An 18,896-nucleotide genomic window follows, 5' to 3' on the forward strand; every position below is an offset into this window, starting at 1 on the left:
CTTTGATAATGGCATAATTGATTGTGTTTTTAGATACTGATTTTTTAACTCTCATAGATTCGCACCTCACTCTATTATACCACAGTACGAGAAAGTACGCAAGAAATATATACAAAAATTTGACAAAAAAATAGCGCTATATCAATGATTAGAGCACTTTTGCGTCATTCAAACTGTCAAATTCCCGGGCAGTCCTTCAAGAGGGGGATTTGGAGCAAGGGTCACATCTGATGTAGCTTCGGGTGCATCAGCACTTTAGTTTTTGAAATGGTTTTTGGGAGTTTTTGAAATTTCCTAAAATAGTTAAAAATTGGTTTAAAAGACTTGCCAGAAGGAAAAACTTTTGGTAAAATTAAATGGTTATAATCTATGGCTCGAAAAAGAGACCATGGCAGAAAGGAATTTTTATAATGAAAAAAGATATCCATCCAGAATATCGCACTGTTGTCTTCATGGACACAACTACTGGCTACAAGTTCCTTAGTGGTTCAACTAAGAAATCAAACGAAACAGTTGAATTCGAAGGTGAAACTTACCCATTGATCCGTGTGGAAATTTCATCAGACTCACACCCATTCTATACTGGACGTCAAAAGTTCACTCAAGCAGATGGACGTGTGGATCGTTTCAACAAAAAATACGGTCTCAAATAAAAAAACAGTCCTTAACGGACTGTTTTTTCACGAGCTTGAAAACAAAAGAGCGAGTTATGGTCCAGTGGACCATTTTTTCTTTGACTCTAGAAATTGGAGAGGGCTATTTTCGTGCGTGATTGCCAAAATGATTGCCATTGGTTTACATACTCATGAATTGGGCAAACTTTTCAGTCGTTTTTTCTTTTGTGTTGTCGTTTTATGGATGTATTACTATTTAAAGTAGTAGTTGTTCCGTCAATTGTTTTATAATGCCTTGATGAGATTGAACTAGTTTGCACTTTTACGATTTTGGTTATACATTTCAACTTTTGATTTCAATGACCAGTCTTTTTTTGCTATAATGGAAAGAGTTAGTATTTGAGTTGAAAGTATGAGGTCATTTATGAATAACAGAGGAACAATTGATAGTCGAATAGATTATTCACTTATTCTACTCGTCTTTTTTTTACTAGTTGTAGGTATACTCTCATTGTATATCGCAGTTAGTCAGGATTATCCTGATATTGTACTTCAGATGGTTGGGCAACAGGTTGCATGGATAGGAATTGGAGTTGTTGCTGCCTTCTTCGTTATGTTTTTTTCTACCAAGTTCTTATGGCAAATTACACCGTTTCTCTATGTTTTGGGTTTAGGATTGATGGTTCTTCCATTATTTTTCTACAGTCCGGATTTAGTTGCTTCAACAGGTGCTAAGAACTGGGTTACGATTGGAGATACAACGCTGTTTCAACCTTCTGAATTTGTGAAAATCTCATACATCATCATGTTGGCAAGAGTGATTGTTACATTTCACAAGTACCATGAAGAACAGTCCATAAAGAATGATTTCAAATTAATAGGATATTTGACACTCTTTACGATCCCTGTTTTGGCATTATTGGCCTTACAAAGTGATCTGGGTACATCCTTGGTTTTCATTGCTATTTTTTGCGGAATGGTTCTTTTATCAGGAGTATCATGGAAAATATTGGTGCCCATTAGCCTTGTTGCTTTCGTTTTGGTGACTGGCTTTATGTTGATTTTTATTTCACCTGGTGGAACAACTCTATTGCATAATTTGGGAATGGACACCTATCAAATCAACCGGATTTCCGCTTGGTTGGATCCTTTTAAAAATGCTCAAACTACGACCTATCAACAGGCACAAAGTCTCATTGCGATTGGAAGTGGTGGTTTAAAAGGGATTGGCTTTAATCAGACTAATTTACTCATCCCAGTTCGTGAAAGTGACATGATTTTTACTGTTATTGCTGAGGATTTTGGTTTTATAGGTAGTAGTGTATTGATTGGTCTATATTTATTGTTAATTTATAGAATGTTACGGGTTACCTTGAAATCGAACAACAAATACTATACCTACATATCTACAGGCTATATCATGATGCTTTTGTTCCACGTTTTTGAGAATATTGGTGCAGCAACTGGATTATTGCCTTTGACAGGTATTCCTTTACCTTTTATTTCACAAGGTGGATCATCAATGGTAGCCAACTTAATTGGTATAGGATTGATTTTGTCCATGGGTTACCAGTATCATTTGTCGAATGAAAGAGACAATGATCATTCACGTAAATTTAAAAAAATCACGATCAAACGTGTAGAAAGATAGGTTTCATATGGTAAAAGTTGCAGTAATGTTGGCGCCGGGTTTTGAAGAAATCGAGGCTTTGGCACCTGTTGATATTTTTCGTAGGGCTGGATTTGACTGTCATATGATAGGATTACTGGATCGAACGGTTGAAGGTTCTCATGGAATTCGTGTGGAAGCTGATACAAGGTTTTCGGGACAATTAACTTCCTATGATCTTGTTGTATTGCCGGGGGGGATGCCAGGTGCTACAAACCTTCGTGATCATAGTGAATTGATTGCGGACTTACAGGCTGTTGTTGACACTGGTAAAGTTGTTGCTGCTATCTGTGCTGCTCCTATTGTGCTGGACAGAGCTGGCTTATTGGAGAACAGAAATTACACGTGCTATCCAGGTATGGAACAGGATATTCAATCAGGGAATCATATTGAAGAAGTAGTTGTAGTTGATGGTCCAATCGTTACAAGTCGTGGGGCAGGAACCAGTCTGGAATTTGCTTATACGTTGGTAGATATGTTTGGCAATGATGGGCATGAATTAGCTAAGAAGATGGTTTATCGCCGTAATTAAGTAGAACGAGAAAGGTAGAATGAGAGTCATCTACCTTTCTTTTTTACTGTTAAATTAGTAAAAAATATGCTATAATGAAAGGTATTCACTAGAATGTTTTTAATAGCGATAAAGGAAGAAAAATGACAGAAGAAATCAAAGATTTACAAGAAAAAGCTCAAGAGTATGATGCCAGTCAAATCCAAGTTCTAGAAGGTCTGGAAGCTGTTCGTATGCGTCCAGGGATGTATATTGGTTCCACATCTAAAGAGGGTTTACATCATTTGGTGTGGGAAATTGTCGATAACTCGATTGACGAGGCGTTGGCAGGATTTGCGAATAAAATTGAAGTTTTCATTGAGCAAGATAATTCTATTACCGTTATTGATAACGGACGCGGTATTCCTGTCGATATTCAGGAAAAAACGGGTCGTCCAGCTGTTGAGACGGTCTTCACAGTGCTCCATGCCGGAGGTAAATTTGGCGGAGGCGGCTACAAGGTATCTGGTGGTTTGCACGGCGTTGGTTCTTCTGTTGTAAATGCCTTGTCTACTCAATTGGATGTACGAGTCTATAAAAACGGTCAGGTTTATTACCAAGAATACCGAAGAGGTGAAGTTGTTGCAGATTTGAAAGTAATTGGTGAAACAGACCGTTCTGGTACAACTGTTCATTTCACACCAGACCCTGAGATTTTTACTGAAACAACTGAATTTGAATTTGCTAAATTAAACAAGCGGATTCAAGAACTTGCATTTCTAAACCGTGGTTTAAATCTTTCAATTACTGACAAACGGGAGGGCTTGGAACAAACCAAGGAATACCATTATGAAGGCGGGATCGCCTCTTATGTTGAATACCTCAATGAAAATAAAGATGTGATTTTTGAGACACCAATTTACACTGAGGGTGAGATGGAGGATATTACTGTTGAGGTTGCTATGCAATATACAACAAGTTATCATGAAAATGTCATCAGTTTCGCCAATAATATCCATACTCATGAAGGCGGTACTCACGAACAAGGTTTCCGTACAGCATTGACTCGTGTCATCAATGATTATGCAAAAAAGAACAAAATCCTAAAGGAAAATGAAGACAATCTGACTGGTGAAGATGTTCGAGAAGGTTTGACAGCAGTCATTTCTGTTAAGCATCCTGCACCGCAATTTGAAGGACAAACAAAGACAAAACTTGGAAATAGCGAAGTTGTAAAAATAACAAACCGCCTCTTTTCTGATGCTTTTGCGGAGTTTCTGTTGGAAAATCCACAGATTGCTCGACGGATTGTTGAGAAAGGGATTCTGGCAAGCAAGGCTCGTATTGCAGCCAAGCGTGCGCGTGAAGTCACTCGTAAGAAATCAGGTCTTGAGATTTCCAATCTTCCTGGTAAGTTAGCTGATTGTTCATCGAATGATGCAACTAAGACAGAGTTGTTTATCGTTGAGGGGGATTCAGCTGGCGGATCAGCAAAATCTGGACGAAATCGTGAGTTTCAGGCAATCCTACCAATTCGTGGTAAAATCTTGAACGTTGAAAAAGCGAGCATGGATAAGATTTTGGCCAATGAAGAAATCCGTAGCTTATTTACTGCTATGGGGACTGGTTTTGGAGCGGATTTTGATGTTACCAAGGCTCGTTACCAAAAATTAGTCATCATGACGGATGCCGATGTGGATGGTGCTCATATTCGTACTCTCCTTTTGACTTTATTCTACCGCTACATGCGTCCGATTGTTGAAGCAGGATATGTCTACATTGCACAACCACCTATCTATGGTGTTAAGGTTGGAAGCGATATTAAAGAGTATATTCAACCAGGTGTCAATCAAGAGCAGGAATTACAAGACGCTTTAGAGAGACATAGTACGGGACGCTCTAAGCCAACTATTCAGCGTTATAAAGGTTTAGGAGAGATGGATGATCATCAATTATGGGAGACAACTATGAATCCAGAAAACCGTTTAATGGCGCGTGTTTCCGTTGATGATGCTGCAGAAGCTGACAAGATATTTGATATGCTGATGGGGGATAAGGTTGAACCTCGTCGAGAGTTTATCGAAGAAAATGCCGTGTATTCAACACTAGATGTGTAAAAATGAAAAAAATAGTGCAATCGCTAGTAAGATATGGTATAATTAAGCGATATTTACTTGTAATCATTATGAAACTAAGGAGATTTACATGCCTACTGGAACAATCATTTTAATCATTTCGATTGTTATTATTTTAATCATTGCCTATGTAGCCTGTCTGATTGTTCGCAAACGTAATGATAACCTTTTGGTTGCATTAGAAGAGCGCAAGGAAGATTTATTTAATCTGCCAGTGAATCAGGAAGTGGAGGCCGTTAAGGCACTTCATTTGATTGGTCAAAGCCAAGTTACATTCCGTGAGTGGAATCAAAAATGGGTGGATTTATCACTCAACTCATTTGCTGATATTGAAAATCATATTTTTGAAGCTGAAGGTTTTAACAATTCTTTCCGATTCATTAGTGCAAAAAATGCAATTGATAGTATTGAAAGCCAGATTAATTTGGTTGAGGAAGATATTGAAGCTATTCGCCACGGACTTGTTGAATTAAAAGAACAGGAAGAGAAAAATTCAGGTCGCGTGAAACATGCATTGAATCTCTTCGATAGTTTACAGGAAACAGTTCGAGATAATGCGGATAGTTTTGGTGAAACCTTGCCAGAATTAGAGAAACAGTTGAAAAATATTGAAGTCGAATTCTCTGAGTTTGTCATGTTAAATTCATCTGGGGACCCAATCGAGGCGTCTGAAATTCTTGATAAGACAGAAGAGCACATGATTGCCCTGAATCAAATTATGGATCGTATTCCTAATTTGATTGAAAAGGTTGAAAAGTCATTCCCAGATCAATTAGATGATTTGGAGACTGGTTATCGCAAATTAGTTGAGCAAAATTATTTGTTTACAGATAGTGATGTAGAGTCTCAATTCCAGAATATTCGTGTTTCTATTCGTGAAAATACAGCTTTGATTGTATCTTTTGATTTGGATGCGGCTGAAGTTGAAAATGACGAGATTCAAGCTAAATTGGATAACCTCTATCAATTATTCACACGCGAAATCGAAGCACATAAAGCAGTTGTGAAGATCAGTAATACCTTGCCAAAATTCTTGGCACATGTCACAGAAAATACTGCGAAACTTGACGAAGAAGCTTCTCGATTAAATGCAAGTTATTTATTGGCAGAAAGTAAATTGTCTCGTATTAATCAATTGAAAAAACGTTTGGAGTCCATTGAAATAGTTGTGACTGAAAGTGTTGATGAGATTGAGACGCCACAAGTTGCTTATTCAATTGTACAAGAGCGTCTAGAACATGCTTTATCAACATTGAAAGAAATCGAAGAAGAGCAATTAGTACTTGCAGAGTATCTGAAGTCACAAGAAATTTCAGAAAACGCAGCGCGTAAAAAAGCTACACTTTATATCAATAAGCTTCATACCTTGAAACGCTACATGGAAAAACGCAATATGCCAGGAATTCCTGGTGAGTTCTTAACTAGTTTCTTCAGAACAAGCGATCATGTTGAGGCATTGATTTCTGAATTGGACTATAAACGAATTAACATCGAAGTGGTTAACCGTTTATTAGAAAATGCTACTTACGATATGAATCAACTGGAAGAGTTAGCTTATTTAATTGTACAAAATGCAACTTTGACAGAGCAACTCTTACAATATTCTAACCGTTACCGTTCATTCGATGAGAATGTTCAAAAAGCTTTTAACCGTTCTTTAGCTATTTTTGAAAAAGAGTTTGATTATCAAGCCTCTTTTGAAGAAATTTCATTTGCATTGGAGACAGTTGAGCCTGGTGTAACAGAACGTTTCGTTCGTTCATATGAAAAAACTCGCGAAGCTATTCGCTATTAAACAAAGACGAAAAGACCAGTATATCGCATTAGGAAAAGCGACATACTGGTCTTTTTTTGTAAGTCCTATCGGTAATTAATGACTTCTTCTCTAGAAATAGAGTATTCTTCTAATAAGGATTCGAGCTGATCAAAGCCTAATCTGAAATGGGCCAGTTTATGACCGTCAGATCCAATTGAATAGCGATGGCATCCCAATTGTTGAACCAGAGAAAGTGCATAACGATAAAGGTCTTCGTGATGGTAGAGGTAGATACTCTTGGCATTTAATTCAAATGCAAGATTATTTTCAATCATTTTTTGAAAAATACGAATTAACTGTGGTTCATATATCTGTAAATCCTTTACGGATAAGTCGAAGAGACGGAATCCATAGTCAAAATGGGCAAGAACATCAGCTTCAACGCGTCCGATAGCGAATTCTAGTCGATCTAAGTAGTCACTTATGACGGTATGCATATCCATGTCAGCTACTTCATCGTCTAAGTAGTCATTTACTCCATTATGGTGGACGGAGAGTAGTTTTAAATCAAACTCTTTATCAGCCAGATAAGAAAGAATATCTGCTTCGCGTGGCTGGAAGTAGCCAATTTCAATTCCTTTTTTGATGCGGTTATTGTATTGTTTGTTTAGCTCAGCTATTTCTTTAGAATAGGCTTCATAGTCGGGTACATCGTCCTGTTTGCTGTAAGGGTTGGATAAGTCAAAATGTTCTGTTGTCACAATTTCGCCATCGTACTGATCCAAATAATCTTTAAAATCTGTTTCTGAGTCATAGGAATGATGAGTGTGCAAATGGTTATCTCGCATGGCAAACCTCCTTTTTTTCTATTGTAACAGAAGCTAGAATCTTGAGCAAGACTTACTTTAAAGGCGAAGGTTAGGATTATCATAAAAAATTCTGATAATTCTTGCAATTTCTTAAAAATTTGGTAAAATAGTACAAAATAGAAAATCGAAGATAGAAACAATCCCGAATCGCTTGCAGAGAGTATCTAGTTGCTGAAAGGATACAAAGATTAGGGCACACATTCTTGAGTGCAGTTGTGAACGGTTGAAAGACTCAATAGCAATTGACGTCTGCTCACGTTACGAGCTGAAGTCTTAGACTTCCTGAGGGATATGTGGCGACATATATCTGAATGAAGGTGGAACCACGTGCAAACGTCCTGATACAAGGACTTCGCATGTGGTTTTTTGATTTTGGAGGATAAAATGGAACTAAAAGGACTGAGAAAAATTGAACCTTACATAGCTGGAAAACAGCCAAAGGTAGAAAATATGATTAAGCTTAATACAAATGAAAATGCCTATGGTCCAAGTCCGGCTGTTATAAATGCATTGGCGAAATTTGAAGGAAAACAACTTCGGCGCTACTCTAGCTTAGATCAGGCTGATTTACGTCAGGCACTTGCTCATCAGCATGGATTGGATCCGGAGCACTTTGTGATAGGAAATGGTTCAGATGATATTCTTTCCATGGCTTTCCTTGCTTTTTTTCAAACTGAATCACCTGTGTTATTTCCAGATCTAACCTATGGGTTCTATAAGGTATGGGCTCAACTCTATGGTGTTCCTTATGAGGAGGTTCCTTTGAGAACTGATTTTAGCTGGCATGTAGCTGACTATCAGAGGGAATGTGGAGGTATTATTCTAACCAATCCAAATGCACCGACAGGGCGTTTTCAGACCTTAGATGAGATTGAGGCTGTATTAAAAGCCAATTCACAAGTAGTGGTTATCATTGATGAAGCCTACGTCAATTTTGGTGGACGGTCAGCATTGGGGCTTCTTGATAAATATCCGAATTTATTTATTACTCGTACATTTTCTAAAGATGCTTCTCTAGCAGGATTGCGAGTTGGATACGGTGTAGGTTCTAAGCAACTCATAAGTGTGATTCAAGCCGTTCGTAATTCGATCAATCCTTATAATGTTGATGCGATTTCAGAAACACTTGCACTTGCAGCAGTGGAAGATTGGCCCTACTATCAAGAATCTTGCCAAGCCATTATGGAAACACGTGATTGGTTTGCGAATGAATTAGAAGGCTTGAACTTCGATGTCTTACCTTCATCAACAAATTTTCTTTTAGTCAAACCCTCATTGGTTAAGGCGAAGGAGTTGTTTGCCTATTTAGAAAAAGAAAATATCTATATTCGCTATTTTCCTTCCCAGGAACGAATTCAGGATTGGCTTCGTATTTCCATTGGAACGCAGAAGGAAATGGAAACTGTCCTATTAAAAATAAAGGAATATTGTCATGAACAAACGAACATTGCCACAGGGCTTACATGATAAACTGTTTAAACGGGCCAAGGCAACTTATGAAATTGAAAGAACTGTTAGTGACCTCTTAATGGAACGAGGATTCCATCGGATTGAGACACCAACATTGGAACATTTTGAAGTTTTTTCAGATCAGGTAAATAGAGATAATTACCATTTATTTGATAAAGAAGGTCAATTACTTAGCCTGCGCCCAGATATTACCAGTCAAATTGCCAGAGTTATTGCTTCAACACGGGTGCACACACCAATTAAATTTTCATACTCAGGCAAGGTTTTTCAAAGTCAGGAGTTGATGCGGGGGTTGGAAAATGAGCGAACTCAGGCTGGTATCGAAATTATTGGATTTCCTGCTCAAGTAGCATATCAGGATGCCATTTCTAGTGCGAAGGAAGTTCTTGATAAGCTTGGATTAAAGGGATATAAATTTGAGTTTTCTCATGCGGCAATTTTAAAGACCATATTCGATCATCTTGGATTGACTGGTGAACTTGCAAATGAACTCTCCCTTCATATTCGGGATAAAAACATCACTAAGTTGAATGAATTTACCAAGCGACACCCTAGTGAATTTGATGGCTTTATTCGTAGGCTTCCTTATTTATTTGGAGAGAGTGGGACAGTCTTGAGACAAGCTCGGGAAGTGGTGACTAATTCTCAATTACTCAAGGCCTTTGATCAATTAGAAGAATTGATTGCCTTCATTGAGAAAGACCTAGGTGTCGTAACTGTAGATTTAGCGCAACTTCCAACAGTTCCATACTATACCGGTATGATGTTCAAGGTTTTTGATCAACAGGTACCGGATGCCTTCTTATCTGGAGGGCGATACGATAAATTGTTTGAACGATTTGGTGCTCAGAAACTGACAGCGGTTGGATGGGCTTTAGAGATTGATGCGGTTTATCAAGCAATCCGTAAGAATATTGATTATGAAGGAGGCCAGTAAGATGGTGGAACAAGTAACCATTGCTCTAACCAAAGGGCGGATTGAGAAAGAAACGCTTGCTTTACTTGAAAAAGCTGGATTTGATATGTCCTTTATGATGGAAAAAGGGAGAAACTTGATTTTTGAAAGTCCAGATGGGCAGTTTCGTTTTTTATTGGTCAAGGCTCCTGATGTTACGACCTATGTTCGACATGGGGTGGCAGATTTAGGGATTGTTGGCAAGGATGTGCTGATTGAGCACCCAACTGGTTTTCTTGAAATGCTAGATTTAAATTTTGGACTTTGTAAATTTTCAGTAGCTTCCATTCCTACTTACAATCCAAGTGACCATAAGCGAAAGCGTATTGCGACCAAATATCCAACTGTTGCCATGGAATATTTTAATAAAAAAGGTGAAGATGTTGAAATCATTTCTATACAAGGCAGTGTGGAAATTGCTCCAGTATTAGGGTTAGCAGATGCTATTGTGGATATTGTGGAAACTGGAAATACCTTAGTTGCTAACGGTCTTGTAGTTTTCGAAGATATTTGTCGCATTTCGACAAGATTGATTGTCAATAAGGCAAGTATAAAGAACAAACCCCAAATTCGAGAGTTTATTGAAAAATTAGAATCGATTGTTGGAAATGAGGAGGTACCCTTTACATGAAACGATTAAGTGGAAAAAGTCAAGAAATTGCACAGCTTCTCTATGAAGAACAGATTGCACTAAATGCAGAAACTGTATCTGTTGAAGAAGTTGTTAAAGACATCATGGCCGATGTTGCTCAAAATGGTGATGAGGCTCTTAGACGTTACAATCAACAGTTTGATGGTATTCATGTGGAACAACTGGCTGTTTCTGATGAGATGATTGATGAAGCCTTTGCGGCTATTGATCCGCAAATCCTTTCTGCCTTACAAAAAGCGAAGGCGAATATTGAATCCTACCATCTGCAACAGGTTGAAAGGGGATTTGAAGATCAACCATCAACTGGTGTTATCCGTGGTCAGTTGATTCGTCCATTGGAGAGGGTTGGAGTCTACGTCCCAGGTGGTACTGCTGCCTATCCTTCATCTGTCTTAATGAATGTTGTTCCAGCTAAAATTGCTGGTGTTTCAGAAATTGTAATGATTACTCCTCCACAGGAAACCTATCATCCAGCTATATTGGTTGCAGCAAAACTAGCTGGTGTAGACAAGATTTATCAGGTGGGTGGGGCTCATGGCATTGCTGCTCTTGCATATGGAACGGAGTCTATTCCCAAGGTAGATAAGATAACCGGTCCGGGCAATATTTATGTAGCAACGGCAAAAAAACTAGTTTATGGTTTGGTTGGAATTGATATGATAGCTGGACCATCCGAAATTGGGGTGATTGCGGATGAAACAGCTAACCCTGTCTATGTTGCTGCGGATTTATTATCACAAGCTGAACATGATAAGTTGGCACGAGCTATTTTAGTGACTAATTCGGCCAAACTGGCTCAAGAAGTAGAACAAGAAATTGAACGGCAGCTTGAATCACTACCTAGAAAGGAAATCGCAGCAGCATCAATTGCTGATAATGGACGGATTATCCTCACAGAAACAGTAGATGAAATGTTTGAGCTGATGAATTTGGTTGCTCCAGAACATTTGGAAATTGCAATGGAAAATGCCTATGAATATCTTCCATTTGTCAAACATGCAGGCTCTATCTTTTTAGGACATTTTACTAGCGAGCCTATTGGAGATTATTTTGCAGGGACCAATCACGTCCTTCCTACATCTGGAACCAGCCGTTTTTATTCAGCATTGGGAGTTCATGATTTTATCAAGCGTATTCAGTATACACAATATAGTAAGGAAGCTGTACAAGCAGCCAGTCAGGCCATTACAACCTTGGCATATTCAGAAGGTTTGGCTGCTCATGCACGTGCAATTGAGGTGAGAAATGAAGAAAGTTAAAGGATTATTGGTCATGGATGTGGATAGCACCTTGATCATGGAAGAAGGAATTGATTTATTAGGCGAGGAAGCAGGGGCAGGCGAACAGGTTGCAAGTATTACCGAGCGTGCCATGCGGGGAGAGTTAGATTTTGAAGAAGCACTTCGGGAACGTGTTGCCCTGTTAAAAGGCTTGCCAGAAACAGTTCTGGATACTATCTTAGGACGTATTCATTTCACACCTGGGGCAGAAGAACTGGTAGCAGAGTTGCATAAGCGAGGTTATAAGGTTGCAGTTGTTTCAGGCGGCTTCCATCAAACGGTGGATATTCTAGCGGAGCGACTCAATCTCGATTATGTTAAAGCTAACCACTTGGAAATTATCAATGGTAAACTAACAGGTCGTGTTCTTGGTGAAATTGTGACTAAGGATGTAAAAAAAGCTCAGTTGAAAGCTTGGGCTTTAGACAATGACTTAGAACTGAAGGATACGGTTGCCATGGGAGACGGAGCCAATGACCTACCTATGATTCAGGTGGCGGGTATTGGAATTGCTTTTTGTGCTAAACCAATTGTTGAACAAGCCGCTCCTTACCGTATTACCGAAAAAAATCTCTATAAGGCAATTGAAATTATTGATGAGGTAACTGCATGAGACAAGCAAGTATTGAACGTAACACTTTTGAAACAAAAATCAAGTTGACGGTAAATCTGGATCAGCAAGAACCTGTTGAGATTGCAACAGGTGTAGGTTTTTTTGACCATATGCTGACGCTTTTCGCCCGTCATAGTCGCATTTCACTCCTTGTTACTGTAGATGGAGATACTTGGGTGGATAGTCACCATACTGTTGAGGATGTAGGAATTGTTTTAGGACAAGCTATAAGAGAAGCCTTGGGCAAAAAAGAAGGCATCAACCGCTATGGAACTAGCTTTGTACCCATGGATGAAACGCTTGGAATGGCTAGTCTTGATCTTTCTGGTCGTTCTTACCTGGTTTTTGATGCTCATTTTGACAATCCAAAATTAGGAGATTTTGATACTGAATTAGTGGAAGAATTCTTTCAAGCGTTGGCCTTCAATCTACAAATGAATCTCCACTTAAAAATATTACATGGAAAGAATAGTCATCACAAGTCAGAAAGTTTATTCAAGGCTACTGGTCGTGCTTTACGAGAAGCAATCACGATAAACCCTGAGATTCAAGGGGTTAACTCAACAAAAGGGATCTTGTAAGATGATGATTGTAATTGATTATGATGCTGGAAATACTGCAAATGTATTGCGAGCTTTAAAGAGTATTGGGGTAGAAGCAGTATTGTCTGCAAATCCAGAGCAAATTCGGAAGGCCCAAGGATTAATATTGCCTGGAGTTGGAGCCTTTCCTTCTGCAATGGCGGAGTTGGAAAAACGCCAACTCATCCCAGCCATTAAGGAGGCTGTAGCTGGTGGAACACCACTCTTGGGAATTTGTCTCGGGATGCAGTTGCTTCTTGAAGAAGGATTGGAACACCAGCCAACTCAAGGTTTAGGATTGATTCCTGGAACGTGTCGGCCAATCCTACCAGAGACTGGATATCCTGTCCCCCACATGGGATGGAATGTTTTGCAAACGAGACAACAGAATCCACTCACTAGTGATTTAGATGGAGAATCTGTCTATTTTGTCCATAGTTATTTTACAGATATTCCCAATGAATATTTGGATGTAACGGCCTCTTATAGCCAAGAAATTCCAGCTATGATATCCAAAGAAAAAGTGTATGGTGCGCAATTTCACCCTGAAAAATCAGGTGAGATTGGCCTAGGTATTTTGCGGAATTTTGCTCAAGTTTGTCAACTAGAAAGTAGAGGTGGGATATGAAGATTTATCCAGCCATTGATATAAGAGAAGGTCGCGCTGTTCGTCTGTTCAAAGGAGACTTTCGTCAAGAGACAGTTGTTAATCCAGATGTGATTGGACAAGCTAAACTATTCAAAGAAGCAGGTATTGATTTTATCCATGTTGTGGATTTGGATGGAGCTTTGGAAGGGCGGGCTGCCAACCGTGATTTGATTGCTCAGTTAAAACAGGAGACCGATTTGAACATACAAGTTGGTGGGGGAATTCGCACCCTTGAGCAGATTGCGGACTATTTGGAAGTTGGTATTGATCGTGTGATCATTGGTTCTATGGCTGTCAAAAATCCTTCTTTTGTGCAAGAGGCTTTAGCTCAATTTGGCAGTGATAGAATCGTTGTAGGGATTGATGCAAAATCTGGTCGTGTCGCAACGGAAGGGTGGCTTGAAACCAGTGATGTAGACTTTGTTCAGCTTGCTTTAGAAATGGAAAAAATTGGTGTCCGCTTATTTGTTTATACTGATGTAGATCGCGATGGAACGCTGGCAGGTCCCAACTTTGCTCATTACAAAGAGTTAATTGCAAAACTCACAAGTGCCAAAGTAATTGCATCTGGTGGTATTCATGCCCTCAGTGATTTGGAACAATTAAAAGCAATTGGTGTTTACGGTACGATCGTAGGTAAGGCTTATTATAGTGGAAGAATTAGCCTTACTGAACTGGTTGAAGTGGAGGAATAATATGTTAGCGAAACGCATTATTCCTTGTCTTGACGTAAAAGACGGCCGAGTGGTTAAAGGCGTTAATTTTGTCAATTTAACAGATGTAGGGGATCCTGTTGATGCAGCCAAAGCCTATTATGAAGCTGGTTGTGATGAACTAGTTTTCCTTGATATTACAGCAACCCATGAAGAACGGGATACGACTGTTGATATGGTACGCCGAGTTGCAGAGCAGGTTTTTATTCCTTTTACAGTTGGTGGAGGTATTCGGTCGGTCGAAGATATGAATAAGATGCTAAAGGCTGGTGCCGACAAGGTTTCTGTGAATTCATCAGCTGTTGCAAATCCACAACTCATTGCGGACTGTGCAGAAAAGTTCGGTAATCAATGTGTGGTGGTGGCAATAGATGCGAAAAAAGTAGAGGATGGTTCCTGGCATGTCTTTGTAGCAGGTGGTAGAAAAGATACAGGTATTGACCTACTTGACTGGGCCAAAAAGGTAGTTTCCCTTGGTGCTGGTGAAATCCTTTTAACCAGCATGGATAAGGACGGCACCAAGTCTGGTTTTGATATCGAAATGCTCAATGCTGTAGCTAATGTAGTGACGGTTCCGATCATTGCTTCAGGTGGTGCGGGCAATAGCCAACATATCTTAGAGGTTTTTGAACAAACTCCTGCTACTGGAGCGTTGGCTGCTTCTATATTTCACTATGGTGAAGTGAGCATTGCTGATACCAAGCAGGCTATGCGACAAAGTGGAATAGAGGTAAGAGTGTGATGGTGCAGTTAAATTTTGAAAAGCAGGGAGGACTGATACCTGTGATTGTTACAGACTACCAAACAGGTCAGGTTCTTATGCTTGCTTACATGAATCAAGATGCCTATGAAAAAACACTAAGTACCAGGAAAATGCACTACTGGAGTCGTTCTCGCCAGGAGCTCTGGCATAAAGGCGCAACGAGTGGACATTTTCAAGAGGTTGTCTCCATAAAAACGGATTGTGACAATGATACTCTCCTTGTCTCCGTTCGCCAAACAGGAGCTGCCTGCCACACAGGTGCATACAGTTGTTTCTTTAATGATATTTTGTAAGGAAAGGAAAAAATATGCTCAATACCCTATATCAAGAAGCGCTAGATCGTAAAACCAACCCCAAAGAGGGTTCTTATACCAATTACCTTTATTCCAAAGGCTTGGATAAAATCTTGAAAAAAGTCGGAGAAGAATCAACAGAAGTTGTACTCGCTGCAAAAAATGCAGATAAAGATGAAATTTCTCAAGAAGTTGCTGATTTGCTCTACCATTTAGCAGTACTTTTAGTGGAAACAGAAGTATCACCTCAGGATGTAGAAGCTGTATTAATTGAACGTCAAGGAAAAATAAGTAAAACAGCCGACAGAAAAGAAATCACTAATTATTAGTGAATTCAGGGGAACTAATCGAAAGAGATTAATATCTTTTATTTCTGTTACTTTCAGTTAACCAATATGTTTAAGTTAGGCTAGGGTAGGGTAGTAAATCTTTGGCTTACACTCTTCGAAAATCAAAATTATCCGTTGACAAGAGACTTGATGAGTGGAGTGGGAAAGAATTCGACTAGGTATAAATGAGTTCCCTCATTACCAAATATGTAGGTTCGGGCTTCCTAGGTCACCTTCTAATTTTACGGTGACCAGCTGAATCAGTTCACTGAACAAGCCTCGCTTTTATTTTTTTAGCACGGGTAAAAACACTTCGCTTTTTTATTTCTAGGCTCAGGTACGAATAGTTCACTGGACTATTCGTATCCCCTGACTGTTTTAATCCACTCCACTGGACTATTTTGACACAAACTTTGAGAAGTGTCCCTGGGCTTGAGCCCAGCCTTAGCCTGATATCTTCGAATGAGAAAGTAACAGAGTAATATCTTCGGCTTCATGTCTCGAGCACAGCTCGCAATATTTCCAGCCTTCAACTGTCTACCAGATAGTTGAAGCTAGGCTACTTTCGATTTTCATAGAGTATAAAAAGTATTAGAATGTTGATGGAAATAAAAATCAGATGTTCATTGGAATGAGCATCTGATTTTTTTAGTTGAAAAAAATTCTCGAGTCTAATATCGAAAGGTCAATCTCTGATTGAAATTACTTTTCAAATTCTGCTTTGCTTTTAACATCGCCGTATTCTTCAGCAACTTCTTTACTGAGAATGTCTGCGTAGTTTGCAAGTGGAATGTCTTGACCATATTTTTTACAGAGAGCTGTTGTGACTAACCGATACGCTAAGTTGGCATTGCGAGATAAGATGGGACCATGGAAGTAGCTACCAAAGGTATTTTTGTAGTGCATACCCTCTCCTCCATCTTCCTTGTTGTTCCCATTACCATAGACAACATTACCTAGCGGTTTCTGATTATCAGCCAAGAAAGTTCGGCCTTGGTGATTTTCAAATCCATAGTAGGTCTCATTAAATTCATCATTATGAATTTTGATATCCCCAATATAGCGGTTATTAGTCTGGTTGAGTGTATAATGACCTAAAATGCCTAAACCGTCAATTTTACGTCCACCTGCTTCAATATAATATTGGCCAAGTAATTGGAATCCTCCACAGATGGCTAGCATAACACCTTCATTTTCAATGTAGTCAGCTAGATTTTCTTTTTTTGTTGGCAAATCTTTGGCTAGAACAGATTGCTCATAATCTTGACCGCCCCCGAAAAAGGCGATATCATATAAGTCTTTGTCAAAACGGTCAGTCAGCGAAACAATATCCACTTGAACTCGCGCCCCCAGCTTTTCAGCAACATATTTGAGCATAAGAATATTGCCGTTATCACCATAGGTATTCATCAAGTCGCCGTAAAGGTGAGCGATATGGAGATCGTATTGATAGTCTCTATCAGGGCTTTTTAAAGAGGTATAGACCATTATTTCATCTCCTTTCCAACGGCTTGACGCTGAGCGAGTAAGTCACGAAATTCCAACATGGCTGTATATGTAGCCAATATATAGGCGTGTTGGCTGCTAGATTGCTCTATTAAGCTCATGATGTCTTCCAGTTTAGGTGTTTCAGTAATCTGGTTTTCCTGAAAACCAGTCACACGTAGGCGACGGGCAATCTCAGATGAACGAACCCCACCAGCAAACACTTGTGGAATGTCCATTTGGGTTATTTGCTCAAAGTCTGCATCCCAAATCCAGCTGGTATCAATTCCGTCAGCGTAGTTGGCGTTAAGTAGGACTGACAAACTAAAGTCATATGGAGCCAATTTCATCATTTCAATGGCTTGAGTTGCACCTACTGGATTTTTGATAAGGACAAGTGTGCAATCCTTATCTCCTAACTTAAAGGTTTCTTGGCGACCAAACACTGCTTTAGATTTATCAAAACCGGCCTTGATTTTTTCAGGTGCAACACCGAAAAATTGAGCGACACTGACTGCTGCAAGAGCATTATAAATGTTGTAGAGACCGCCGATATTGATTTTATAGTCTTGACCATCAATCACGAAAGTAGAAGAAGTATTGGTAATTTCCTTCAACTCAGTTAACTTGTAGTCCAATTCAGGTCTGCTAAAGCCACAGTTGGTACAAATATAGCTCCCTAAGTTAGCATAGGTATTGAGCTTGTACTGGATAATTTGGTGGCAATGTGGGCAAAGAACGCCTTCAGTATTGTAATGGGCCAGTCGTGGCTCATGCTCTTCCGTTGCAAAACCGTAGTATTTAACTGGATTGATAACAGAAGTTGAATTGAAGAGCGGGCTATCACCATTCGCCAATATAGTTGCTTGAGGAGCTTTGGCGGCCCCGTCCAAAATCATCTGATAGGTGGTATAAATTTCACCGTAGCGATCCATTTGATCACGGAAGATATTGGTGAAGACTATTAAGCTTGGTTTGATAAAGTCTGTAACACGTGCAAGGCTGGCTTCGTCAATTTCCAAGACAGCAATTTTTTTGCCATTCTTATTTTTCTTAGCTGACAAAAAAGTGGCTGTAATCCCGGTAATCATATTGGCACCACTTGTGTTGGTTGTGATTTCTCCAAATGCTTCTTGGAGAATTCCTACAGTTAACGCGGTTGTCAACGTCTTGCCATTTGTTCCAGTAATGACGACAACTTCATAATCCTTAGCTAAACTGTCTAAAATATGTTTATCGAATTTGAGGGCGATTTTGCCAGGAAGGGTCGTTCCACGTCCAAGTTTTTTTAAGATAAATTGACTGGATTTCCCTGCTGCAATCCCTAGTAATGTATTTAATTTCATGGAACTATTTTAACATAAAATAACCTGTTTATCTATTATGGAACTATGAGATACTTCACAATGATATGTCACTTTTTTTATCAGTTAAAGAGAGTTCGGACTCATATTTGTGACTAATTTGTGATATAATCCCATCTTTGACAGTTTTAAACGACAAAAACCTCCCTAACCCTATGCATATCAAGGGTTTAGAGAGGTTTTCTTTTTATATCAAAAATGCGTACTTTTTCTCGA

General features: G+C 39.2%; 19 protein-coding genes. 16 read left to right on the forward strand and 3 right to left on the reverse strand.

Annotated elements, in window-relative coordinates; translation table 11 throughout:
• Positions 1-410 precede the first annotated feature (410 nt).
• From K6V43_RS09665 to ezrA, 5 genes are all read left to right on the forward strand, one after another.
• Positions 411-653, forward strand: coding sequence for a type B 50S ribosomal protein L31 (locus tag K6V43_RS09665; RefSeq protein WP_012027466.1), 243 nt, complete (start codon positions 411-413; stop codon positions 651-653).
• 373 nt (positions 654-1,026) lie between these two features.
• Positions 1,027-2,265, forward strand: a complete 1,239-nt coding sequence (locus K6V43_RS09670; protein ID WP_024396309.1) for an FtsW/RodA/SpoVE family cell cycle protein — start codon at positions 1,027-1,029, stop codon at positions 2,263-2,265.
• A 7-nt stretch (positions 2,266-2,272) separates the two neighbouring features.
• Complete coding sequence (locus K6V43_RS09675; protein WP_024396308.1) at positions 2,273-2,815, forward strand: DJ-1 family glyoxalase III; 543 nt, start codon at positions 2,273-2,275, stop codon at positions 2,813-2,815.
• A gap of 122 nt (positions 2,816-2,937) precedes the next feature.
• On the forward strand, positions 2,938-4,890 hold the full coding sequence (gyrB, locus tag K6V43_RS09680) for a DNA topoisomerase (ATP-hydrolyzing) subunit B (RefSeq protein WP_222382874.1): 1,953 nt from the start codon (positions 2,938-2,940) through the stop codon (positions 4,888-4,890).
• 88 nt (positions 4,891-4,978) lie between these two features.
• Positions 4,979-6,703 carry a septation ring formation regulator EzrA gene (gene ezrA / locus K6V43_RS09685; protein WP_222382875.1) on the forward strand — a complete coding sequence of 575 codons (1,725 nt, stop codon included), beginning with the start codon at positions 4,979-4,981 and terminating at the stop codon, positions 6,701-6,703.
• A gap of 65 nt (positions 6,704-6,768) precedes the next feature.
• Here the strand turns inward: ezrA and K6V43_RS09690 are convergent, their stop codons facing one another.
• Positions 6,769-7,512: a PHP domain-containing protein gene (locus K6V43_RS09690; RefSeq protein ID WP_222382876.1), complete on the reverse strand. Its 744-nt coding sequence runs from the start codon at positions 7,510-7,512 to the stop codon at positions 6,769-6,771.
• Between the two features lie 405 nt (positions 7,513-7,917).
• On the opposite strand from K6V43_RS09690, the gene hisC reads away from it, so the two are divergent.
• Genes hisC through hisE form a run of 11 tightly spaced genes read left to right on the forward strand, consistent with a single transcriptional unit; the run spans position 7,918 to position 15,831 of the window.
• The gene (gene hisC, locus K6V43_RS09695; protein ID WP_222382878.1) at positions 7,918-9,000 is read left to right on the forward strand and encodes a histidinol-phosphate transaminase; all 1,083 of its coding nucleotides are present in this window, start codon (positions 7,918-7,920) and stop codon (positions 8,998-9,000) included.
• Positions 8,966-9,940 (forward strand): ATP phosphoribosyltransferase regulatory subunit, encoded by a 975-nt coding sequence (locus K6V43_RS09700; RefSeq protein WP_222382879.1) that lies wholly within the window; start codon positions 8,966-8,968, stop codon positions 9,938-9,940. The genes hisC and K6V43_RS09700 overlap by 35 nt, the downstream gene beginning before the upstream one ends.
• Position 9,941: 1 nt before the next feature.
• Positions 9,942-10,589: an ATP phosphoribosyltransferase gene (hisG, locus tag K6V43_RS09705; RefSeq protein WP_024404925.1), complete on the forward strand. Its 648-nt coding sequence runs from the start codon at positions 9,942-9,944 to the stop codon at positions 10,587-10,589.
• The gene (gene hisD / locus K6V43_RS09710; protein WP_024396301.1) at positions 10,586-11,869 is read left to right on the forward strand and encodes a histidinol dehydrogenase; all 1,284 of its coding nucleotides are present in this window, start codon (positions 10,586-10,588) and stop codon (positions 11,867-11,869) included. The genes hisG and hisD overlap by 4 nt, the downstream gene beginning before the upstream one ends.
• On the forward strand, positions 11,856-12,503 hold the full coding sequence (gene serB / locus K6V43_RS09715; RefSeq protein WP_222382881.1) for a phosphoserine phosphatase SerB: 648 nt from the start codon (positions 11,856-11,858) through the stop codon (positions 12,501-12,503). Before hisD ends, serB begins: the two co-directional genes overlap by 14 nt.
• Entirely contained in the window at positions 12,500-13,084 is a 585-nt protein-coding gene (gene hisB, locus K6V43_RS09720) for an imidazoleglycerol-phosphate dehydratase HisB (protein ID WP_024392395.1), read from the forward strand. The genes serB and hisB overlap by 4 nt, the downstream gene beginning before the upstream one ends.
• Position 13,085: 1 nt before the next feature.
• Complete coding sequence (hisH, locus tag K6V43_RS09725; protein WP_222382886.1) at positions 13,086-13,712, forward strand: imidazole glycerol phosphate synthase subunit HisH; 627 nt, start codon at positions 13,086-13,088, stop codon at positions 13,710-13,712.
• Positions 13,709-14,428, forward strand: coding sequence for a 1-(5-phosphoribosyl)-5-[(5-phosphoribosylamino)methylideneamino]imidazole-4-carboxamide isomerase (gene hisA / locus K6V43_RS09730; RefSeq protein WP_172018551.1), 720 nt, complete (start codon positions 13,709-13,711; stop codon positions 14,426-14,428). The genes hisH and hisA overlap by 4 nt, the downstream gene beginning before the upstream one ends.
• A 1-nt stretch (position 14,429) precedes the next feature.
• Positions 14,430-15,188 carry an imidazole glycerol phosphate synthase subunit HisF gene (gene hisF, locus K6V43_RS09735; protein ID WP_024392398.1) on the forward strand — a complete coding sequence of 253 codons (759 nt, stop codon included), beginning with the start codon at positions 14,430-14,432 and terminating at the stop codon, positions 15,186-15,188.
• Positions 15,188-15,502: a phosphoribosyl-AMP cyclohydrolase gene (gene hisI / locus K6V43_RS09740; protein ID WP_172007196.1), complete on the forward strand. Its 315-nt coding sequence runs from the start codon at positions 15,188-15,190 to the stop codon at positions 15,500-15,502. The genes hisF and hisI overlap by 1 nt, the downstream gene beginning before the upstream one ends.
• A 14-nt stretch (positions 15,503-15,516) precedes the next feature.
• Positions 15,517-15,831, forward strand: coding sequence for a phosphoribosyl-ATP diphosphatase (gene hisE / locus K6V43_RS09745; RefSeq protein ID WP_172018562.1), 315 nt, complete (start codon positions 15,517-15,519; stop codon positions 15,829-15,831).
• A 702-nt stretch (positions 15,832-16,533) separates the two neighbouring features.
• Here the strand turns inward: hisE and gatD are convergent.
• Positions 16,534-17,319, reverse strand: coding sequence for a lipid II isoglutaminyl synthase subunit GatD (gene gatD, locus K6V43_RS09750; RefSeq protein WP_222382888.1), 786 nt, complete (start codon positions 17,317-17,319; stop codon positions 16,534-16,536).
• Positions 17,319-18,662: a lipid II isoglutaminyl synthase subunit MurT gene (gene murT / locus K6V43_RS09755; RefSeq protein ID WP_222382890.1), complete on the reverse strand. Its 1,344-nt coding sequence runs from the start codon at positions 18,660-18,662 to the stop codon at positions 17,319-17,321. The genes gatD and murT overlap by 1 nt, the downstream gene beginning before the upstream one ends.
• Positions 18,663-18,896: the final 234 nt, after the last annotated feature.

The sequence above is a fragment of the Streptococcus suis genome, from assembly GCF_019794615.1.
GTDB lineage: Bacteria > Bacillota > Bacilli > Lactobacillales > Streptococcaceae > Streptococcus > Streptococcus suis_AI.